This is a genomic window from Spirulina subsalsa CS-330, assembly GCF_028330765.1.
Lineage (GTDB): Bacteria > Cyanobacteriota > Cyanobacteriia > Cyanobacteriales > Spirulinaceae > Spirulina > Spirulina subsalsa_A.
Window position 1 is genome coordinate 1 of record NZ_JAQMTY010000065.1, and the last position, 16875, is coordinate 16875.

Annotated in this window: 15 protein-coding genes and 2 tRNA genes; 9 read left to right on the plus strand and 8 right to left on the minus strand. The window is 55.9% G+C overall.

Annotation, left to right across the window (positions count from 1 at the left end):
• Positions 1–195: 195 nt before the first annotated feature.
• The gene (locus PN477_RS04370) at positions 196–747 is read right to left on the minus strand and encodes a hypothetical protein (protein ID WP_272122309.1); all 552 of its coding nucleotides are present in this window, start codon (positions 745–747) and stop codon (positions 196–198) included.
• Positions 748–852: 105 nt separating this feature from the next.
• Between PN477_RS04370 and ispF the strand changes: the two genes are divergently transcribed.
• Positions 853–1338: a 2-C-methyl-D-erythritol 2,4-cyclodiphosphate synthase gene (gene ispF, locus PN477_RS04375; RefSeq protein ID WP_272122310.1), complete on the plus strand. Its 486-nt coding sequence runs from the start codon at positions 853–855 to the stop codon at positions 1336–1338.
• A gap of 31 nt (positions 1339–1369) precedes the next feature.
• Here ispF and PN477_RS04380 read toward each other — a convergent pair whose 3' ends face one another.
• From PN477_RS04380 to PN477_RS04400, 5 genes are all read right to left on the minus strand, one after another.
• Positions 1370–2032 carry a hypothetical protein gene (locus PN477_RS04380; protein ID WP_272122312.1) on the minus strand — a complete coding sequence of 221 codons (663 nt, stop codon included), beginning with the start codon at positions 2030–2032 and terminating at the stop codon, positions 1370–1372.
• A 152-nt stretch (positions 2033–2184) separates the two neighbouring features.
• Positions 2185–2256, minus strand: a tRNA-Thr gene (locus PN477_RS04385).
• A 9-nt stretch (positions 2257–2265) separates the two neighbouring features.
• Positions 2266–2350 (minus strand) — tRNA-Tyr (locus PN477_RS04390).
• Positions 2351–2401: 51 nt separating this feature from the next.
• Complete coding sequence (locus tag PN477_RS04395; protein WP_272122314.1) at positions 2402–3520, minus strand: hemolysin family protein; 1119 nt, start codon at positions 3518–3520, stop codon at positions 2402–2404.
• Between the two features lie 86 nt (positions 3521–3606).
• Positions 3607–3744 carry a hypothetical protein gene (locus PN477_RS04400; protein ID WP_272122316.1) on the minus strand — a complete coding sequence of 46 codons (138 nt, stop codon included), beginning with the start codon at positions 3742–3744 and terminating at the stop codon, positions 3607–3609.
• A gap of 107 nt (positions 3745–3851) precedes the next feature.
• On the opposite strand from PN477_RS04400, the gene PN477_RS04405 reads away from it, so the two are divergent.
• The 4 genes from PN477_RS04405 (at position 3852) to PN477_RS04420 (ending at position 9732) form a co-directional block, all read left to right on the plus strand.
• Positions 3852–4802 carry an SGNH/GDSL hydrolase family protein gene (locus PN477_RS04405; RefSeq protein ID WP_272122318.1) on the plus strand — a complete coding sequence of 317 codons (951 nt, stop codon included), beginning with the start codon at positions 3852–3854 and terminating at the stop codon, positions 4800–4802.
• 123 nt (positions 4803–4925) lie between these two features.
• The gene (locus PN477_RS04410) at positions 4926–6335 is read left to right on the plus strand and encodes a TldD/PmbA family protein (protein WP_272122320.1); all 1410 of its coding nucleotides are present in this window, start codon (positions 4926–4928) and stop codon (positions 6333–6335) included.
• A gap of 121 nt (positions 6336–6456) precedes the next feature.
• The gene (locus PN477_RS04415) at positions 6457–8883 is read left to right on the plus strand and encodes an EAL domain-containing protein (protein WP_272122322.1); all 2427 of its coding nucleotides are present in this window, start codon (positions 6457–6459) and stop codon (positions 8881–8883) included.
• Positions 8884–8967: 84 nt separating this feature from the next.
• A complete protein-coding gene (locus PN477_RS04420) occupies positions 8968–9732 on the plus strand; it encodes a YebC/PmpR family DNA-binding transcriptional regulator (protein ID WP_272122324.1) in 765 nt (254 codons plus the stop codon).
• Positions 9733–9773: 41 nt separating this feature from the next.
• On the opposite strand, the gene PN477_RS04425 is transcribed toward PN477_RS04420, so the two are convergent.
• The gene (locus tag PN477_RS04425; protein WP_272122326.1) at positions 9774–10523 is read right to left on the minus strand and encodes a DUF561 domain-containing protein; all 750 of its coding nucleotides are present in this window, start codon (positions 10521–10523) and stop codon (positions 9774–9776) included.
• Positions 10524–10937: 414 nt separating this feature from the next.
• Here PN477_RS04425 and PN477_RS04430 point away from each other — a divergent pair, with 414 nt between their 5' ends.
• From PN477_RS04430 to PN477_RS04445, 4 genes are all read left to right on the plus strand, one after another.
• The gene (locus tag PN477_RS04430) at positions 10938–12008 is read left to right on the plus strand and encodes a serine/threonine-protein kinase (RefSeq protein ID WP_272122327.1); all 1071 of its coding nucleotides are present in this window, start codon (positions 10938–10940) and stop codon (positions 12006–12008) included.
• A gap of 86 nt (positions 12009–12094) precedes the next feature.
• Positions 12095–13123: a tetratricopeptide repeat protein gene (locus PN477_RS04435; RefSeq protein WP_272122329.1), complete on the plus strand. Its 1029-nt coding sequence runs from the start codon at positions 12095–12097 to the stop codon at positions 13121–13123.
• A gap of 521 nt (positions 13124–13644) precedes the next feature.
• Positions 13645–14088, plus strand: a complete 444-nt coding sequence (locus tag PN477_RS04440) for a CAAD domain-containing protein (RefSeq protein ID WP_072623244.1) — start codon at positions 13645–13647, stop codon at positions 14086–14088.
• Between the two features lie 52 nt (positions 14089–14140).
• Complete coding sequence (locus tag PN477_RS04445) at positions 14141–15766, plus strand: ShlB/FhaC/HecB family hemolysin secretion/activation protein (protein ID WP_272122332.1); 1626 nt, start codon at positions 14141–14143, stop codon at positions 15764–15766.
• Between the two features lie 44 nt (positions 15767–15810).
• Here the strand turns inward: PN477_RS04445 and PN477_RS04450 are convergent, their stop codons facing one another.
• Entirely contained in the window at positions 15811–16521 is a 711-nt protein-coding gene (locus PN477_RS04450; protein ID WP_272122334.1) for a histidine phosphatase family protein, read from the minus strand.
• Positions 16522–16875: the final 354 nt, after the last annotated feature.

Genomic DNA, 16875 nt, shown 5'->3' on the forward strand with positions numbered 1-16875 from the left:
CAGGATAAATCAATGGCGTTAGTCGTTGAGCCTAGCAACCCTCTGCAACTCTCGTTGTTTGAGTGGATAAATGGTCAGGTAACTGGCTGTTCAGAATCCCCCACTATAGCCCGTAGGGTTTAGTGGGGGAGTATGTCAATCACCCCCAAGCACCTCCCCCCAGAGGTGCTTTTTTCTGTTCAGGTTCACCGCCATTTAAGCGATCGGGGGAGGAACCGGATTCGAGAGGGGACGCAGGGGTCGCGGTTGGGCTTGGGGGGTCGCAATCAACCGGAGGCTAATCGTTGTTTGCTGACTGAGATCATGCTGAATCCGTGCTGCCGTCCCAAATTGCTGATCGCTGCGGCCCGAGAGGCCTGTCCCACCAGCTTGGCGACTGCTGGACTGAGGTGCTGAAAAATACCGGATTCGGCGTTGGGGTGTTAATTCCGGGGTGAATACCACCTGCACTAAGCCCAGATTGGGATCAGCGGCATTGAGGCCGGCCTGTTGGGCTTCGGGGGTGGCGATCGCATAGAACGTAAACCGTCCGGTATCATTCACCGTTCGCTCTAATGTGATAAAGTTCGCCGCCGGAATCCGCCAAGTGCCCACATGCTTGCCATCAATGATCACCTTGGCATCACAGCATTGGCGGTGTTCGTTGCGCAGATGCAGGGTGTAGGGCGTATTGTGGGGCAGTTCCACATAGCCTTCGGGCGTTTCTTTACCGGGTTGGATCGTGAGACTAAAACCGTTGATTTCCATGGCAATTTTTGAGGATCAACCCCTCTGTCCTAACATAGTTCCGTCCCAATCTAAGGGATAATCAAAAAGGCTTATTGCACGTTAGGACAGCACCGGATTAGGGGTATGAAAATTCGCATTGGCAACGGTTACGACATTCACCAATTGGGGCGCGATCGCGATCTTATCCTGGGCGGGGTCAAGCTCGATCATCACCTGGGCTTAGTGGGTCACAGCGATGCCGATGTCCTCACCCATGCGATTATGGATGCCCTGCTGGGGGCCTTAGCCCTCGGCGATATTGGTCACTTTTTCCCCCCCACCGATCCCCAATGGGCCGGAGCCGATAGCCTCAAACTCCTCGCCCAGGTTCACCACGAAATCCAACAACGGGGCTGGCAGATCGGCAACCTGGATGCGGTGGTGATTGCCGAGCGGCCCAAGTTAAAACCTCATCTGGGGTTAATGCGCGATCGCCTCGCCCAGGTGCTACACCTCGATCGCGATCAAATCAGTATCAAAGCCACCACCAACGAAACACTCGATGCCGTCGGCCAAGAAAAAGGCATCGCCGCCTATGCTGTGGCGTTACTCCTCGCCCCAGCCTCCTGAGATTCGTGCAGTGGAGCGCAGCAAACCCCGCCTAGGACTCACAAAACGCCAGATTCGTCCCCCCCTCTTGGCCGCCCGAAATCCAGCCGGCATAGGGAGCCGAAATCTTGAGCCAGAGCCGAGCCTCATCATCCATTTGGCTTTCGCCCGTCAGCGTCGCCCGCATGCCATCTAGGAGACGGCCCACAAACGGCTCTGCCCCCACCTCAGGCCGCGGACGCACCACCAACCCCAACGCCGCCCGCCGACAACTGCCCGGCGTTAAATCCACGAGGGTCGGATGTTGTGTAAACACGGGCCGATCCGGTTCTGCGGGTGATGTGCTCACCGCTGTACAGGGTTTGAGATGACGAGCGATCACAAATCCCGCGAGGGGTGCTGTAATGGGAACCCAGCCATTCGCCCCTGCGGATGCGATCGTCACCCGCGCCTCTGGCTCCAAAATGCCCAGCGTACTGCTATCCGCCCCTACCGAGGGCTTATTAAAAATATCAACGGTGCGATTCGTCTGGCGGCAATTTGGGTCTGCCGGATTAACCGCAGCGGTCGTTTCCGCAGCAGATGCCTCCGGTGCTGAATCGGGTGTAGATTCTGCTGCTTCTGCTGGGGGAGGATCGGAGGGAGTTTGAGCCGAAGCCGTTGGCATCACGCTACCGATCAGTAACAGCGAAAGTAAAAACGCTTGCGTATTCATGATCACAAAAAGCGAAAGGGGTTAACCAAAACCCCCATTCGGGGTGTTTAATTTAGCCTATGCTATCATTAACCCGGAACTGCGCTCCAGTCATCACATCAACCGCAGTCTAATCTTTGAGCGTTACCCAACTTTGGGTGACGCAAAACAAAAGCCCGTGACGAGGATTGAACTCGTGACCTCACCCTTACCAAGGGTGTGCTCTACCACTGAGCCACACGGGCGGGAAAAGGTGGTGGGCCGAGTTGGATTTGAACCAACGTAGGCGTAGCCAGCGGATTTACAGTCCGCCCCCATTAACCACTCGGGCATCGACCCCTTTGATTTCCACGATTATTAATCGTAGCGGAGTGGTTCACAAAAGGCAAGCTAATTGACCAAATTGGATCGCAGTAGGGGCGGTTTAGGGCGGGGAAAGTCGCTCTCATCATAGATTTCACCCACCAACTCTTCCAAAATATCCTCTAGGGTAATTAAGCCCACCGTCCCGCCATACTCATCCACCACGATCACCAGATGCCAGCGTTGCTTGAGCATTTCTTTGAGGAGGCTGGCAATCCGTTGGGTTTCCGGCACGTAAACCGGCGGATCGATGATGTCACTGAGCTTGATATCGGCTGGGGGGATTTGGCCATTGGGCAGGCCGCGCAAACGCTGGAGGGCTTGTTTTAAATGGACAATGCCGACAATCTGATCTTTGGATTCTTCCTGCACCGGAATCCGAGAATACCCGGTTTTCAAACAGAGATCGACGAGTTCGGCGACGGTGGCCTCACGGGAAATGGTCTGCATTTCAATGCGCGGCTTGACCACATCTTTCGCCATCACTTGATCCAGCATTAGGGCGCGACTAATCAGATCATGGCGGTAGAAGTCTAGTTTGCCTTTGCCGCTGAGGATTTCAATCATCAGTTGTAAATCGGTGAGGCTTTCGCTGTCCTGGGAGGATTTGGAGGCTTTGCCCTGGAAGAGGCGGATGATGCGCTGGGTGATGGATTCAAAAATGAAAATTAACCCCAGGGCCGAGAAGAGCCGCGAGAGCCAATAGATGGGGCGGACGGCGAGTTGAAAGACCGCGAGGGAGTTGAGGATGGCGACGGATTTGGGGGTGATTTCGCCAAAAATCAGCACGAAGATGGTGACGATGCCGGTGGCAATGCCTAAGCCAGCGTTCCCTAGCCAGAGGACAAACAGATTGCTGGTGAGGACGGTGGAGAAGATGTTGACGAGGTTGTTGCCGAGGAGGAGGGTGGTGATGAAGCGGGGGCGCTTGGTGAGGACAAGGCGAAACATGCCGTTGGGGTCGCCTTGGTGTTTGATTAGGCCGCGGAGTTTGAGGTCATCGAGGGCGGTGATTGCGGTTTCTGAGCCGGAGAAAAAGGCTGAGAGGGTGAGCATCAAAACGATGACAGTGAGATCGAGCCACACGGAACCGAGGAGGGGTTGGGCTTCTGCGACGGCAATCAAAGCGGGGAAGGAGGTTGACAAGGGGGGTTGAGGAAGAACGAAGAACAGCAGGGGTGAGGGTGGATGGAGGTCGAGACTGTGACACTACATCCGTGGGTGAAAATGCATTACACCTGGTAGGCGGTGCTTAGGGCCCAGAGGATGAGGGCGATGATGCTGCCGATGACAAGGGTGGCGGAGATGGCTACGACAATAGGCTTGTCAGCGTTCTTGAATTTCATGATGCCGCGATTCAGATCAGACATAGTGCGTTATGGGTTGTGGGTTGATCTCAACTTCAGGGTAAGCATGGGTTTAGCATGAATGCAGATTTTATTTTTTAATCTTAATCTTATTGATGCTTGGGGAAAACATGGGTTTCATGCTGGGGGTGTGGGGGGCGATCGCACTTTTGATCGTTGCGATCGCGGTGGAGGTGGGGTTGCGGTGGGTCTTGGGGCTGGGGCGGCCGGTGCTGTATCAGGGTGATCCGACGATTGGCTATTTAGTACGGCCAAATCAGCGAACACGGCGCAGGGGAAACCGGATTGTGATTAATGCTCAATCGATGCGGGGGGAGGCGATCCGGGCGGAGGTCACGGGGCGGCGGCTGCTGCTGTTGGGGGATTCGGTGGCGAATGGGGGCTGGTGGACGGATCAAGCTGAGATTATTTCGCAGCAGTTGGGGCGACGGTTGGCGGCGGTGTGGGGGGTGGAGGTGGAGGTGTTGAATGCGTCGGCGAATTCTTGGGGGCCGCGCAATGAGTGGGCCTATGTGGAGCGGTTTGGTCTGTTTGGGTCGGATCTTGTTCTGGTGTTGCTGAATACGGATGATCTGTTTGCGACGGCTCCGACGGCGTTACCGGTGGGGCGCGATCGCAACTACCCCGATCGCTACCCGATCCTGGCGCTGCAAGAACTCTATCAACGCTATGGCGCAAAGCAAAAACCGATTCCGGGGTTAAAGGCGGTGCAGCAGGAGGGGGGCGATCGCGTTGGTAAAAATTTGGCGGCGTTGGCCCAGATTCACGCCCTGGCCCAAGCCCAGGGGGCCGGGCTGGTCTTGGTGATGACCCCCTTACAGCGGGAACTCAAACCGGCCCAGCCCCGCGAGTATGAACAGCAGGCCCGCGATCGCCTCACCCAATTCGCCCAGGATCACACCATTCCCTATCTGGATTTCTTACCCCAGTTCAACGCCGATCCTGATCCTTCGCGTTTTTATCACGACCATATTCACCTCAATGGCGCGGGAAATCGGGCCGTGAGCGAGGCGATCGCGGCTCTCTTGGCTGCCTCCCTCGGTCATGACGGAGAGGGTTAGGCTAGCGGCGGCCTGGGTGTGGGGTGGAAACCTCCTTGCGGCGAATGTGGTGCTACGGGACAATTGACGGGCTTGCAGAGATTACCATGTAGGGTATCTGTCTTTATTTTGCGTGAGGTGTTCATGGCGAGTCTGAGTGATCATCAACATCGGCTCGATGCGTTAATTAGTCGGCATCGCCACCGTGTCGATTTTTTAGCGATCCGCCTGGAAACCTCCCAAGGCACTGATATTGTGTTGCGATCGCCTTCGGCCCCCATTGATACCCTGAGCGAAGGGGTCTCCCTGGGGGGCCAGGTGCGGGCTTGCTATCAGGGGGGGTGGGGCTTTGCCAGTTTTAACCAGATGGCGGAACTCGAAGCGCAGGTGGAGTTTGCGATCGCCGCCGCTCGTCTGGTGGGCAGTGGCAACCGTGAATCCACCTGCCTCGCCCCCATCGCCGGGATTCACGATTCCGTGATCCTCCCCTTCACCGGTCGCGATCCGCGCCAGGTCAGCCTCGCAACGAAGAAGGATCTTTGCGATCGCTACCTCGCCGCCCTCCAAACCGCTGATCCCAAAATCATCAACAGCACCGTCCGCTACAGCGACAGCACCCAACAAATTCTCCTCGTCACCTCCGACGGCACGATGATCGACCAAACCTGGACAGATCTTGAAATGCGCTTTGCCGCCACCGCCCGCGACGGCGATCGCGTGCAAACCGGCCGCGAAACCACCGGCTCCCGGCGGGGCTATGACGACCTCCTCGGCTTAGACGACGCAGTCACCGCTGCGGCCCAACGCGCCACCCAAGCCCTCCACCTGCCCCCCGTCAAGGGCGATCGCTACACCGTCGTCATTGACCCGATCCTCACCGGCCTCTTTGTCCATGAAGCCTTTGGCCACCTCTCCGAAGCCGATATGGCCTATGAAAATCCTGATTTATTAGACGTGATGCAGTTTGGCAAACGCTTTGGCCCCCCAAGCCTGCAAATCTTCGACGGAGCCGCCCCGCCGGGACATCGCGGCAGTTATGCCTACGACGACGAAGGAACCCCCGCCACCACCACCCAACTAATCCGCGATGGCCGCCTCGTGGGCCGCCTCCATTCCCGCGAAACCGCCGGTAAATTAGGCGAAGCCCCCACAGGCAATGCCCGCTGCTTAAACTATCACTACTCTCCCCTCGTGCGCATGACCAACACCTGGATTGAGCGCGGCCAAACGCCCGTGGCGGATCTGTGCAGTGATATTAAACTAGGGGTTTATGCTTGCAATTGGTTGGGGGGCATGACCAATGGGGAAATGTTCACCTTCACCGCCGGGGAAGCATGGATGATTCGCAATGGCCAGCGAGCCGAGCCGGTTCGGGATGTAACGTTGTCGGGTAATGTGTTTAAGACCTTAGCCGCCATTGAAGGCATTGGGGATGATTTTCTGTGGGATGAATCGGGGGGCTGTGGCAAAGGGGGGCAAAATGGTTTAGCGGTGGGGTGCGGTGGCCCCAGTCTCCGGATTCGAGATGTGACCGTAGGAGGAGATGCGGTGTAGCGATCGCCCCGAACGATCCCGCCCTGGCAATCTTCAGACCATACGGAATGCTCTCCCTTTGATCCGAAAAGAGCAGTATGTTAATGCTTCTCCCTGCTTTAATTAATGTCCCACTGAACCGATGAAACAACACCAAGCAAAGGCTTTGCAACGCTGGCAGCCATTTCTCAGTGGAACGATCGCCACGCTGCTAGTGGCTGGCCTCCAATTGCTCGGCTGGGTGGAACCCTTTGAAGGGTTGGCCTATATCACCTTATTTCGGCTCCGGGGCACGCAAGCGTGGGACGATCGCATTGTGGTGGTGGGCATTGATGAAGCGGGAATGGATGTCCTCGAAGCGGCCGACTGGTCTCGTCGTCCCTACGGAGAACTCTTAAAGATCCTGGCCCAAGCCCCGGCGGAGGTTGTGGGGTTTGATCTGTTGTTTGAACAGGCGACGGCGGATGATGGGATGTTTGCCGCTGCGATGCGGGGCGATCCGGCGGTGGTGTTGGGGGCTTCGTGGGACAGTACCGGAGCCTTTGTGCAGCCCCCTTCGCCCCTTTTGGAAGCGGCCACCTCGATCGGCTACATCACTAAATTTGCGGACTATCAAGGGGTGACGCGCCAAGGGTCGATTACGCGCCAATCCCGGCCCAGTTTGAGCTATGCGATCGCCCGCACCCGGCCGGATCTGCCCCCCTTACCCAATCCCTTACCGAATTTAACCTGGATCAACTGGGCCGCACCAATGGACACGATCCCCACCTATTCCCTCGCCGCCGTCCTCAAAGGCGACGTTGATCCGGCCGTCTTTCGCAACAAAATCGTCCTTGTGGGCACAACGGCCGCCGGCATCGATCCGATCCGGACCCCCTATGACACGGGCCAGCCCACCCACGGCATCTATGTTCATGCGGCGATGTTGAGTAATTTACTCCAGGGCAATACCCTGCGGGTGCTGGCTCAAGATCCGTGGGGGTGGCAATGGTTGGTGTATGCTGTGCTGGGGTTGGGGTTGAGTGGGGCGATCGCCACCCGCGCCCATCGCTGGCAACTCCTCAGCGGTGTGATGCTCGGTGGGGCGATCGTCCTCGTTGGGGTCGGCAGTTTAGCCGTGGCGGTCCTGGTTCCCGTCATTCCCCCCCTGTTGATTGTGGGCTTCACCACCGGCCTCAGCAGTATCTACAAAGAAACCCGCCTCATCCAACGCCTCACCCACCAAACCCGCCACGACACCGTCACCGGCCTCCCGAATCGCGCTTCATTTTTAGCCACTCTGACCCCTCTCATCCAGACGCACCAAACCTTCGCCCTGTTCTTTTTTGATATCGATCGCTTCAGCTCCATCAACACCCACCACGGCGATCGCATCGGTGACGAACTGCTAATCCAAGTCGTCCACCGGATTCAGCAAGCCATGGCCCCCATCGCTCACCCCCACCTCGCCCGGGTCGGAGCCGATGAATTGATGCTCCTCGTGCCAGCCCCCCCCCTCCTCACCAGCGAAGCCCGGCGGGCCCAAGCGCTGCAAACCGCCCACCATCTGGATCAAGCCCTGCGCCAAGGCTATGTCCTCAGCACCGAAACCCTCTACTGTACCGTCAGCATCGGGATTGTCCTCTCCTGGGAATCCTGCCCGGAGGCGGATACCCTGCTGCACTATGCCGAAACAGCAATGTATCAGGCGCGGATTCAAAGTAAGCGCAATTATGCCCTGTTTAATGTTCAACTCCATCAAGGGGCGATCGCGCTCTGGCAATTGGAATCAGATTTGCGCCAATCCCTCCAAGACAGCAGCATCTCCAGCCAAGATAGCGACCTCTTAAAACAAGGCTTTTACCTCAACTATCAGCCGATTGTGGATCTGAAAACCGGCCACATTGCCGGATTTGAAGCCCTCGTTCGCTGGCACCATCCCACCCGTGGCCAACTCTCCCCCCTCGAATTCATCCCCTTAGCCGAAGAAACTGGCTTAATCACCCTTCTCGGACAGTGGGTACTCTATAAAGCCTGCTATCAGCTCCGCACTTGGCAAATGCTCTTCCCGGAATATCAAACCCTGATCATGACCGTGAACCTCTCCCCGATTCAACTGCTGCGGCCGGAAGTGCTGACCCAAATTCGATCGATTCTTCTCGCCACGGGCTTACAGGGGTCTTGTTTGAAATTAGAAATCACCGAAAGCAGTTTAATGAGCAATGGCAATCGAGCGATCGCCCTCCTCGAACAACTGCGCCAATTAGGGGTACAACTGAGCTTAGATGACTTTGGGATCGGCTATTCTTCCCTCAGTCGCCTGCGCCATCTCCCGATCAACACCCTCAAAATTGACCGCTCCTTCGTCCAAAACCTCAGCCTCGAACCGGAAAACCGCGAAATCATTAAAACCATGCTCGATCTGGGGCATCAACTGAAACTGGATGTGGTGGTTGAAGGCATCGAAACCCCGGAACAACTGGAAATTCTCCGCGAATTGCACTGTGATTATGGTCAAGGCTATCTCTTCGCCAAGCCCCTCGCCGCCGCTGCCGTTGAGAGCCTTTTAGCCACCGATCCGGCCTGGTAACACTTCCACCAGGTCTTAAAATGAAGGGTGATACAAACCAACCGAGTCAACCCTTGCACATGGGTTCGTAGAGGAGCATTACCCTTGGCAGGACATAGTAAATGGGCCAACATCAAGCGCCAAAAGGCACGAGTAGACGCGAAAAAAGGGAAAACTTTCACACAACTGTCACGGGCGATCATCGTGGCGGCGCGGAACGGTTTGCCCGACCCCAGCGGCAATGTGCAACTGCGCACGGCGATTGACAAGGCGAAGGCGGCCGGGATTCCCAACGACAATATTGATCGGGCGATCGCCAAAGGAGCCGGAACCTACGCCAACGACAGCGACAACTACGAAGCGATCCGCTACGAAGGCTATGGCCCCGGCGGGGTTGCCGTCTTGATCGAAGCCTTCACCGACAACCGCAACCGCACCGCCGCCGACCTCCGCGCTGCCTTCAGTAAAAACGGCGGCAATTTGGGCGAAACGGGCTGTGTGAGTTGGATGTTTGAGCAAAAGGGCGTGGTCTGTTTAGCGGGTGAAATCCACGAAGAAACCCTTTTGGAAGTGGCGATCGCTGGCGGCGGTGAAACCTACGAATTATTGACCGATGCCGAGGATCTCAGCGCCGAAGTGTTTACCGAGGTGACCAATCTCGATCACCTCAGTCAAACCCTCCAGGATCATCAATTTGCGGTCAAAGATGCCGAATTGCGCTGGATTCCTAGCACGAACATCACCCTGGATGACCTCGATCATGGTAAAGCCATGGTCAAACTCATGGACGCGCTCGAAGCCCTCGATGATGTGCAAAATGTGACTGCCAATTTTGAACTCGATGATGAACTGATCGCCCAACTGGCGTAGTGGGTGAATGCCCCCCGTGACGAGGGGCAGGGGACGGCGGGTTAGCGTACCGGGGTGCGATGTTCTACGGTGGCGATCGCTTCGACAAAGCGGCGCACCGCCGCCACCATGGCCACTTCGTTATGGAGTTGGTTGATGGCAGAACCTACCCCAACCCCAGCCGCGCCGGTGGCGATCGCCATCGGGGCTGTCACATCGGACAAGCCCGACGCACAGAGCACCGGCACAGAAACCGCCCGACTAATCACCGTCGCCGCTGCCAAGGTGGGGGCAGCTTTTTCGATGAGGCCCAGGGTTCCCCCATGGTGGGGGGTGCTGCTGGTGCCGCCTTCGGTTTGGATAATGTCAGCCCCAGCGGCCACTAAGGCTTCTGCGAGTTCAACCTGTTGGTCAAGTTCCAGAATATGGGGAACCGTCACCGACAGGGTCACATCCGGCAACAGGGCCCGCGTTTTTGCGGTCAACGCGAGAACTTCCGGGGCCTCAAAGCGACGACCCTGAGCATAGAAACTGTCAAAATTCCCAATTTCAATCAGGTCGGCCCCGGCAGCGATCGCCGTCACGAATTTTTCCGGCTCCACCGCCGACACACAGATCGGCAACGGGGTTAATTGTCGCGCCAACCGCACCAAGTCCGGATCGGCAGCAATGTCCACAAAGGTCGCCCCGCCTGCCGTCGCAGCCTTCACCGTTGCCGCCACCGACGCACGCTCAAAGTTGTGCAATCCACTGATCACCTTCAGGGCAGCATGGTGCGCAAAGGCGGTGCGGAGTTTAAGATTCATAGTCATAGACTTGTCATTTAACGTTGCTTTCGGTCAATACTAACAGTATCTAGATCTTGTCCCCCAGTATCAGATATCGCAATCAACAAGAGCATGAGGACAGGCAAGGGGCTTAAGCCCCTTGTGCCAGAGTCTCTGAATGTCCTAACCGCTCTCGCTAGTGCTATATCTATTCTTGCCATCCACAGGGCCGAGGATATGAGCCGATCGATTTCAATCAGGAACACTAGGGTCATCGGGTGTAGGTTTAAAATGGTGGGGTGATGGGAGCAATCCCCCCGATGACGTGAATGCCTCACAGAGATAATCCGGGATAACAGGTTAGATAATGAGTTAAGGGTGCAGTTTTGAGGACTTCAGGGTTACTCAAAACAGGTTGTCAGAATCATCTACGTCCGTCCTCACTCACCAAGATTCACCATGCCGTTTCAACCGACTAATTTGTCTGAATTCCATAACGATGTGTTTGAAAACACCACCCTGGGGCAACTGTGTGGCACGGATGAGCGTTTTCGCGATCGCTACCTTGTCTTGCGGATGCTCGGCCGGGGCGGATTTGGTGTGACCTTTTTAGCCCGTGACATGATGCTGCCGGGCAAACCCTTTTGTGTGATTAAGCAACTGTGCCCCCGCGTCAGTGAACTCCGCGCCCTAGATACCGCCCGCCACCGCTTCAAACGCGAGGCCAAAATTCTCGCCACCCTGGGCAGCCATTCCCAAATTCCGATGCTCTTGGATTACTTTGTCCTGGACGATGAGTTTTATCTGGTGCAGGAATACATCAAAGGCGCGACTCTCGCTCGCCTCGTGCGGCGGCAAGGAGTCCAACCCGAAGCGATCGTGCGTCGCATTCTGCGCGAAGTGGCAAAATTGCTCCACTTTGTCCACAGCCAAGGGGTGATTCACCGCGACATCAAGCCCCAGAACATCATCCTCTCCCAAGATCGGCAAATTGTGCTGATTGACTTTGGCGCGGTGAAGGCGGAACTCGCTGGCATTGCGGATAGTAGCATTCAGAACGGGGTCACCACCCATTTTGTCGGCACGGTGGGGTTTGCGCCTCCGGAACAGTTTTCCCTGCGTCCGGTCTATTCGAGCGATCTCTATGCATTGGGGGTCACCTGCCTCTACCTTTTAACGGGCAAAGCGCCTCTTGATTTCAAAAGCAACCCCCGCACCGGAGAATTGTTTTGGCAGGATAAGGTACAGGTGAGCCGGAGTTTTCATCAAATCTTGACGCAAATGCTGCGCCCCACGCCCCAAGAGCGGTATCAAACGGCGGCTGAGATTCTCGCGGCGATGGAGGCGATGTCTCCCCAGGATAATCTCTCAAACTGTATGAATTCAACGCCGGTCACGCCCCCGACCGCATCAGCCGCACCCCAACGCATTTCGTCTTTAGCCCGCACGGCTGAGGCGATCCGGATTCGGAATGGGCGGCGATCGGCGCACCCGCATCCCCCTCGTAATGTTTTGCAAAGTTCGGGCTAGACTCCGGTGGCCTGTTCCAAGTCACTGCGATCGCCGATACACTGGAAAGGATAGGATACTTTGGCAACTCGGTTTAGGGGGATGGCTTGGCGGAGCAGTCCAATTATGGCGATGAGCCGCTGACCACATTACGAGTCACCGATGATTCGGTATTGCGCGATCGCAAGGTGGCGGATGTGGGTGGGCAGTTGCTGGATCGAGGCATTCAACATCAGCATCGGGGGGAACTAGAGTCCGCCATCCTTGTGCTGAAGCAGGCCCTTGATCTGTTTGTTCAGCGTAAGCAAGTCCGGAACCAAGTGAAGGCCCTGTATTATATTGGGCTGACCTATTACAGCGATGGGAAATACGACGCAGCCCAACAGGCCGCCGAGGCGGGTCTCGCGGCAGTATCCGATTTAGATGATCCGCGCTTAATGGCGCAGGTTTTGAGCCTGTTGGGCAATACCTATCGCCACCAAGACCGCTACGATCGCGCCTTGGAGGTGCAGCAGCGGGGCTTAAAACTGTTCTTGAACCTCAAAGATCGAGCCGGAGCGATGGCGCTGCTGAACAACTTAGGCTTGACCCATAAGGCCCAAGGGAATCACCGCAACGCGATTACCTGCCAAAAACAAGCCTTAACCTTTGCCGAGGCGTTGGGCGATGAAACAACGATCGCCCAAATCCTCAAAAACCTGGGCAATGCGTGCTATTCCCTGGGGCAATATGGCGAAGCGATCACCTACTACGAGCGCCGCCTGCAAATGGCCAACGCGAAACAAGAGCACCGCATTGTGCTGCAAGTGCTCCGAAATCTGGGGAATACAGCCTATACCGTGGGAGATTACGAAAAAGCGATCGCCTACAGTCATCAGCGGCTCCAACTCGCCCAAGATCAAGCAGACTTCCGCGCCCATGAACAAGCCCTCAGTAGCCTAGGGGTTGCCTACGAAGCCCTCGGAGACTACGAAAATGCAATTTTATATTATGAAGAACGGTTAATCTTGGCGCGGCAAAATAGCGATCGCCGCATCGAACAACAAGCCCTCAGCAGTCTACGCACCACCTGCTACGCCATGGGCGATTATGGCCGCTTGATGAAATACCAAAGTGGAGAAGTGACCGGATTTTAGCGCAGGAGAACCCATACCCATGACAGCGTGATCTACCCGCCGCTCCCCCCCAAAAACAGCATCTAAACTGTCATGATTCCGATCCAAAATGCCTGAAGGACTCAACAGCGGCAAACACGCGAGGTCTGTGATACCATTGCCTAAGCGTTAGCGCAAACCTTAGTATTTTGGAGATATCTAGCCCGAATCTTAGGCTTTCCCACCTTCTATCCATCCTGCCCATTGTCGTGATGATGCCAGCGCGTTAGCCCAGTCAAACACAGGAGCAACAACCGATCAAATCCCAAGGTCACGGTGGCTTGCCTTCCCCTGGGGATCGACGATTAGGTTCAGCGTAACGCCATTCTCTGTGTATTCTGTTGAAGGGTGAATCCTAAACATTCAGGCATTTCCGAGTCTAGTCTTGAGCTACGTTTGGATGAGCGTCATAAAGATGGGCAAGAGTTCGCCGTTTGCTGTTGAAGGTGTCACGCTCAATCAAAATCACCTTATTTTTTTTGACGATCAGGAGAAAAAAACCTATGGAACCGAATATTCAATCGTCCGAAACTGAAACCCAAGCCCCACAGTCTGCCCAGATCAACACCGAATCCTCTGGTGCGATTTCTCCTGCGACTGCACCTGCTAGCGGTCAAGAATGGCAAGAATGGTTAGAACCCGTGTCCGACTTTTTGGCCAAGTTACCGGATTACCTGGGAAAATTCTTCTCAGACTACAAGCAGCCCTTGATCACCGTAGGTTTGATTGTGGCTGGGATTATTACGGTGAAATTAACGTTAGCGTTGTTGTCGGCGATTAATGATGTGCCACTGTTGGCCCCTGTGTTTGAACTGGTGGGGATTGCCTACACCGGTTGGTTTGTCTATCGTTACCTCTTGCAGTCAAAAACACGTAGCGAATTGGTGCAAGAATTTAACACCCTGAAAGCAGAGGTTTTGGGGGGAAGCGAAGGCAAGAAAGGCTAAACGTCTGTTGAATCGACCTGCTTTGATTTGGTACTAAACGAAGGATGTAGCCATGCTACATCTTTTTTTTTCACTTGGGGGGATTGATCGTGAAGCAGAAACCCATGCCCAGCCAACTTTGGGGGGGAGTGTGATGATGATCGCCCTGGCGGCTACTCCTCTGCCTCTCTCTGCCCAAGCACCGATCCCGATTGCGGTGGAGCGGGTGGTGTTGGTGGGGAATACGGTGGTGAGCCGTGACGATGTGGCGGATTTGTTGGCGACGGTGGAGGGGAAAACGGTGTCCCTGGCGGCGTTGCAGGCCCTGGCGGCGGGGATTACCCAACGCTATCACGAGGCGGGCTATATTACGTCGAGCGCGGTGCTGGGCAACCAAGCGATTACGCCCCGTGGGGAGGTGACGATTCAGGTGATTGAGGCGGGGGTGGATGGGGTGGTGATTGAGGGGGCGCGGCAGTTACGGCAGGGATATCTGCGCGATCGCCTCGCCCCCGGCCTCACCCGTCCCCTCCAGATCAATCGCCTGGAAACCGCTCTCCAACTGCTCCGGCGTGATCCCCTCTTAAAATCCCTCACGGCCCAACTCGAAGTAATTTCCCCGACCCAAACCCAACTCCGGATCACGATAGAAGAGGCGAAATCGGTATCGGGGGAGGTGCAGATCAGTAATGATTCACCGGCGAGTGTGGGGTCGGAACGGTTGCAGGTGGTGGGGCGCGATCGCAACCTCACGGGCCGGGGCGATCAACTTCAACTCAGCTACGCCCGCACCACCACGGGCGGTTCCGAAAGCCTCGATCTCGCCTATTCCCTTCCCCTCAACCCCCAAAACGGCACGCTCTCCCTCCGCACCGTCTTCGACCGTAACCGCATTACCCAAGTCCCCCTAGATGCCCTGGAGATTACCGGCGCGTCTCAACTCTATCAACTCAGTTGGCGGCAACCGTTTCACCGAAGCCTCACAGAAGAATTTGCCCTGTCGTGGGATCTCGCCCATCGCAACGGTCAAACCTTCCTGTTTGGCAGTCCCCAGCCCTTTGGGGTTGGCCCTGATGACGATGGGGTGAGTCGCACGACGGTGATACGCTTTGGCCAGGACTATCTACGGCGCGATGGGACGGGAATTTGGTCGCTGCGATCGCAATTCAACATCGGCACAGGCTGGCTCGATGGCACCATAAACGCCGACCCGATTCCCGATAGCCGCTTTTTGAGTTGGTCGGGTCAAGTGCAACGGGTAGAAGCCCTCAGTGCGGATCACCTAATGATCTGGCAACTCGATGCCCAACTCACCCCCGATAGTCTGCTGCCCTCGGAGCAATTTGTGATCGGAGGACGGCAATCCCTGCGGGGGTATCGTCAAAATGCCCGGTCTGCGGATAATGGCCTGCGCTTTTCTGTGGAAAACCGGATCACCCTCGAACGGGATCACGCCGGCCAATCCCTCCTCCAACTGATTCCCTTCCTGGACAGCGGAGCGGTGTGGAACCATCCCGATAACCCCAATACCCTCCTCGCGCCGACGGTGCTCCTGGGAGCAGGGGTTGGCCTTGAGTGGGTGGTGGAGCGGGGATTGACCCTCACGTTTGATTACGGAGTACCGTTGATTCCCCTCAGTGATGCGGGGGATAATGCCCAAGATTTGGGGATCTATTTTCAGATTCAGTATGGGTGGTGATGCCTGTGAAGACGGTCTAGCGGGGAGTCGTCAGGTTGCTCTCGCTAGGGGGCGGTGAGAAACACGGGTTCGGTTTGGCGGCGCAGTTGGCCGTTGGGTGAGCGATCGTAGATGAGGGGTTCGCCGGTTTCAATTTCGAGGTGGGGCACTTCCTCGGCGGGAATGGATTCGAGTTCCATCACAATTGAGCGGAGTGAGTTACCGTGGGCCACGAGCAACACATTCGCCCCGGCTTTGAGGAGGGGTAAAATACGATAGTTAAAAAATGGAAGCGTGCGCGCCGCCGTATCGGCTAAACTTTCGCCACCGGGCGGACGAGTTTGATAGGAACGTCGCCATTGTTGCACGAGATCATGACCGACGGTGTCCGCCATTTCTGCTTTGTTATAGCCCTGGAGATCTCCGTAGTAGCGTTCGTCTAAGTTGGGGGATTGAAAGATGGGAATTTCTTCATCTTGATGGCCTTCATACTGATCCCAATTATGCCAGTCAGGATCGGCGGGATCATGCTTAAAAACGGGGCTTTTTGAGTCAGTTCTCGATGGCCCTTCGGTGAGACAAATGGCCATCGTTTCCATCGCCCGCATCAGCAAACTGGTAAAGGCAACATCCACGGGATAGAGGGAAATTTTCCGGGCGGCGGCGATCGCTTCTTGACGACCGTGATGATTAAGGGGCACGTCCACCCAACCACTAAAGCGGTTTTGGGCGTTCCAGGTACTTTGACCATGGCGCACGAGAATGAGGTGGGGCATAGGGTGATCTCCCAAAAATGATATTCGGTAGTGGGGGCGATCGCTCTCATGCCATCATTAACCCAGAAGGATGATTGTGGTGCGAGGAATGGAAGCGATCGCCACGGGCCCACTGTTACACCGATGCTAATCAATCTAACCCCCCATTGCCCTCTCTCAATTGTTGACACTCCCACCGTTAAATCAAAGATTATAACGGGGGATTCTTGCTTAACTGGGTTTGTCTAGTCTCAAGTCATCTCTGTCTTGAAACCCCGTCCAGATTCCCCTCCACAAGCATCTGTTTAACGTCCACTGAATGTCCCGCAGCAGACAACAAAAACTTAGTTATGTTTCGATTTCTCCTTCATAAAC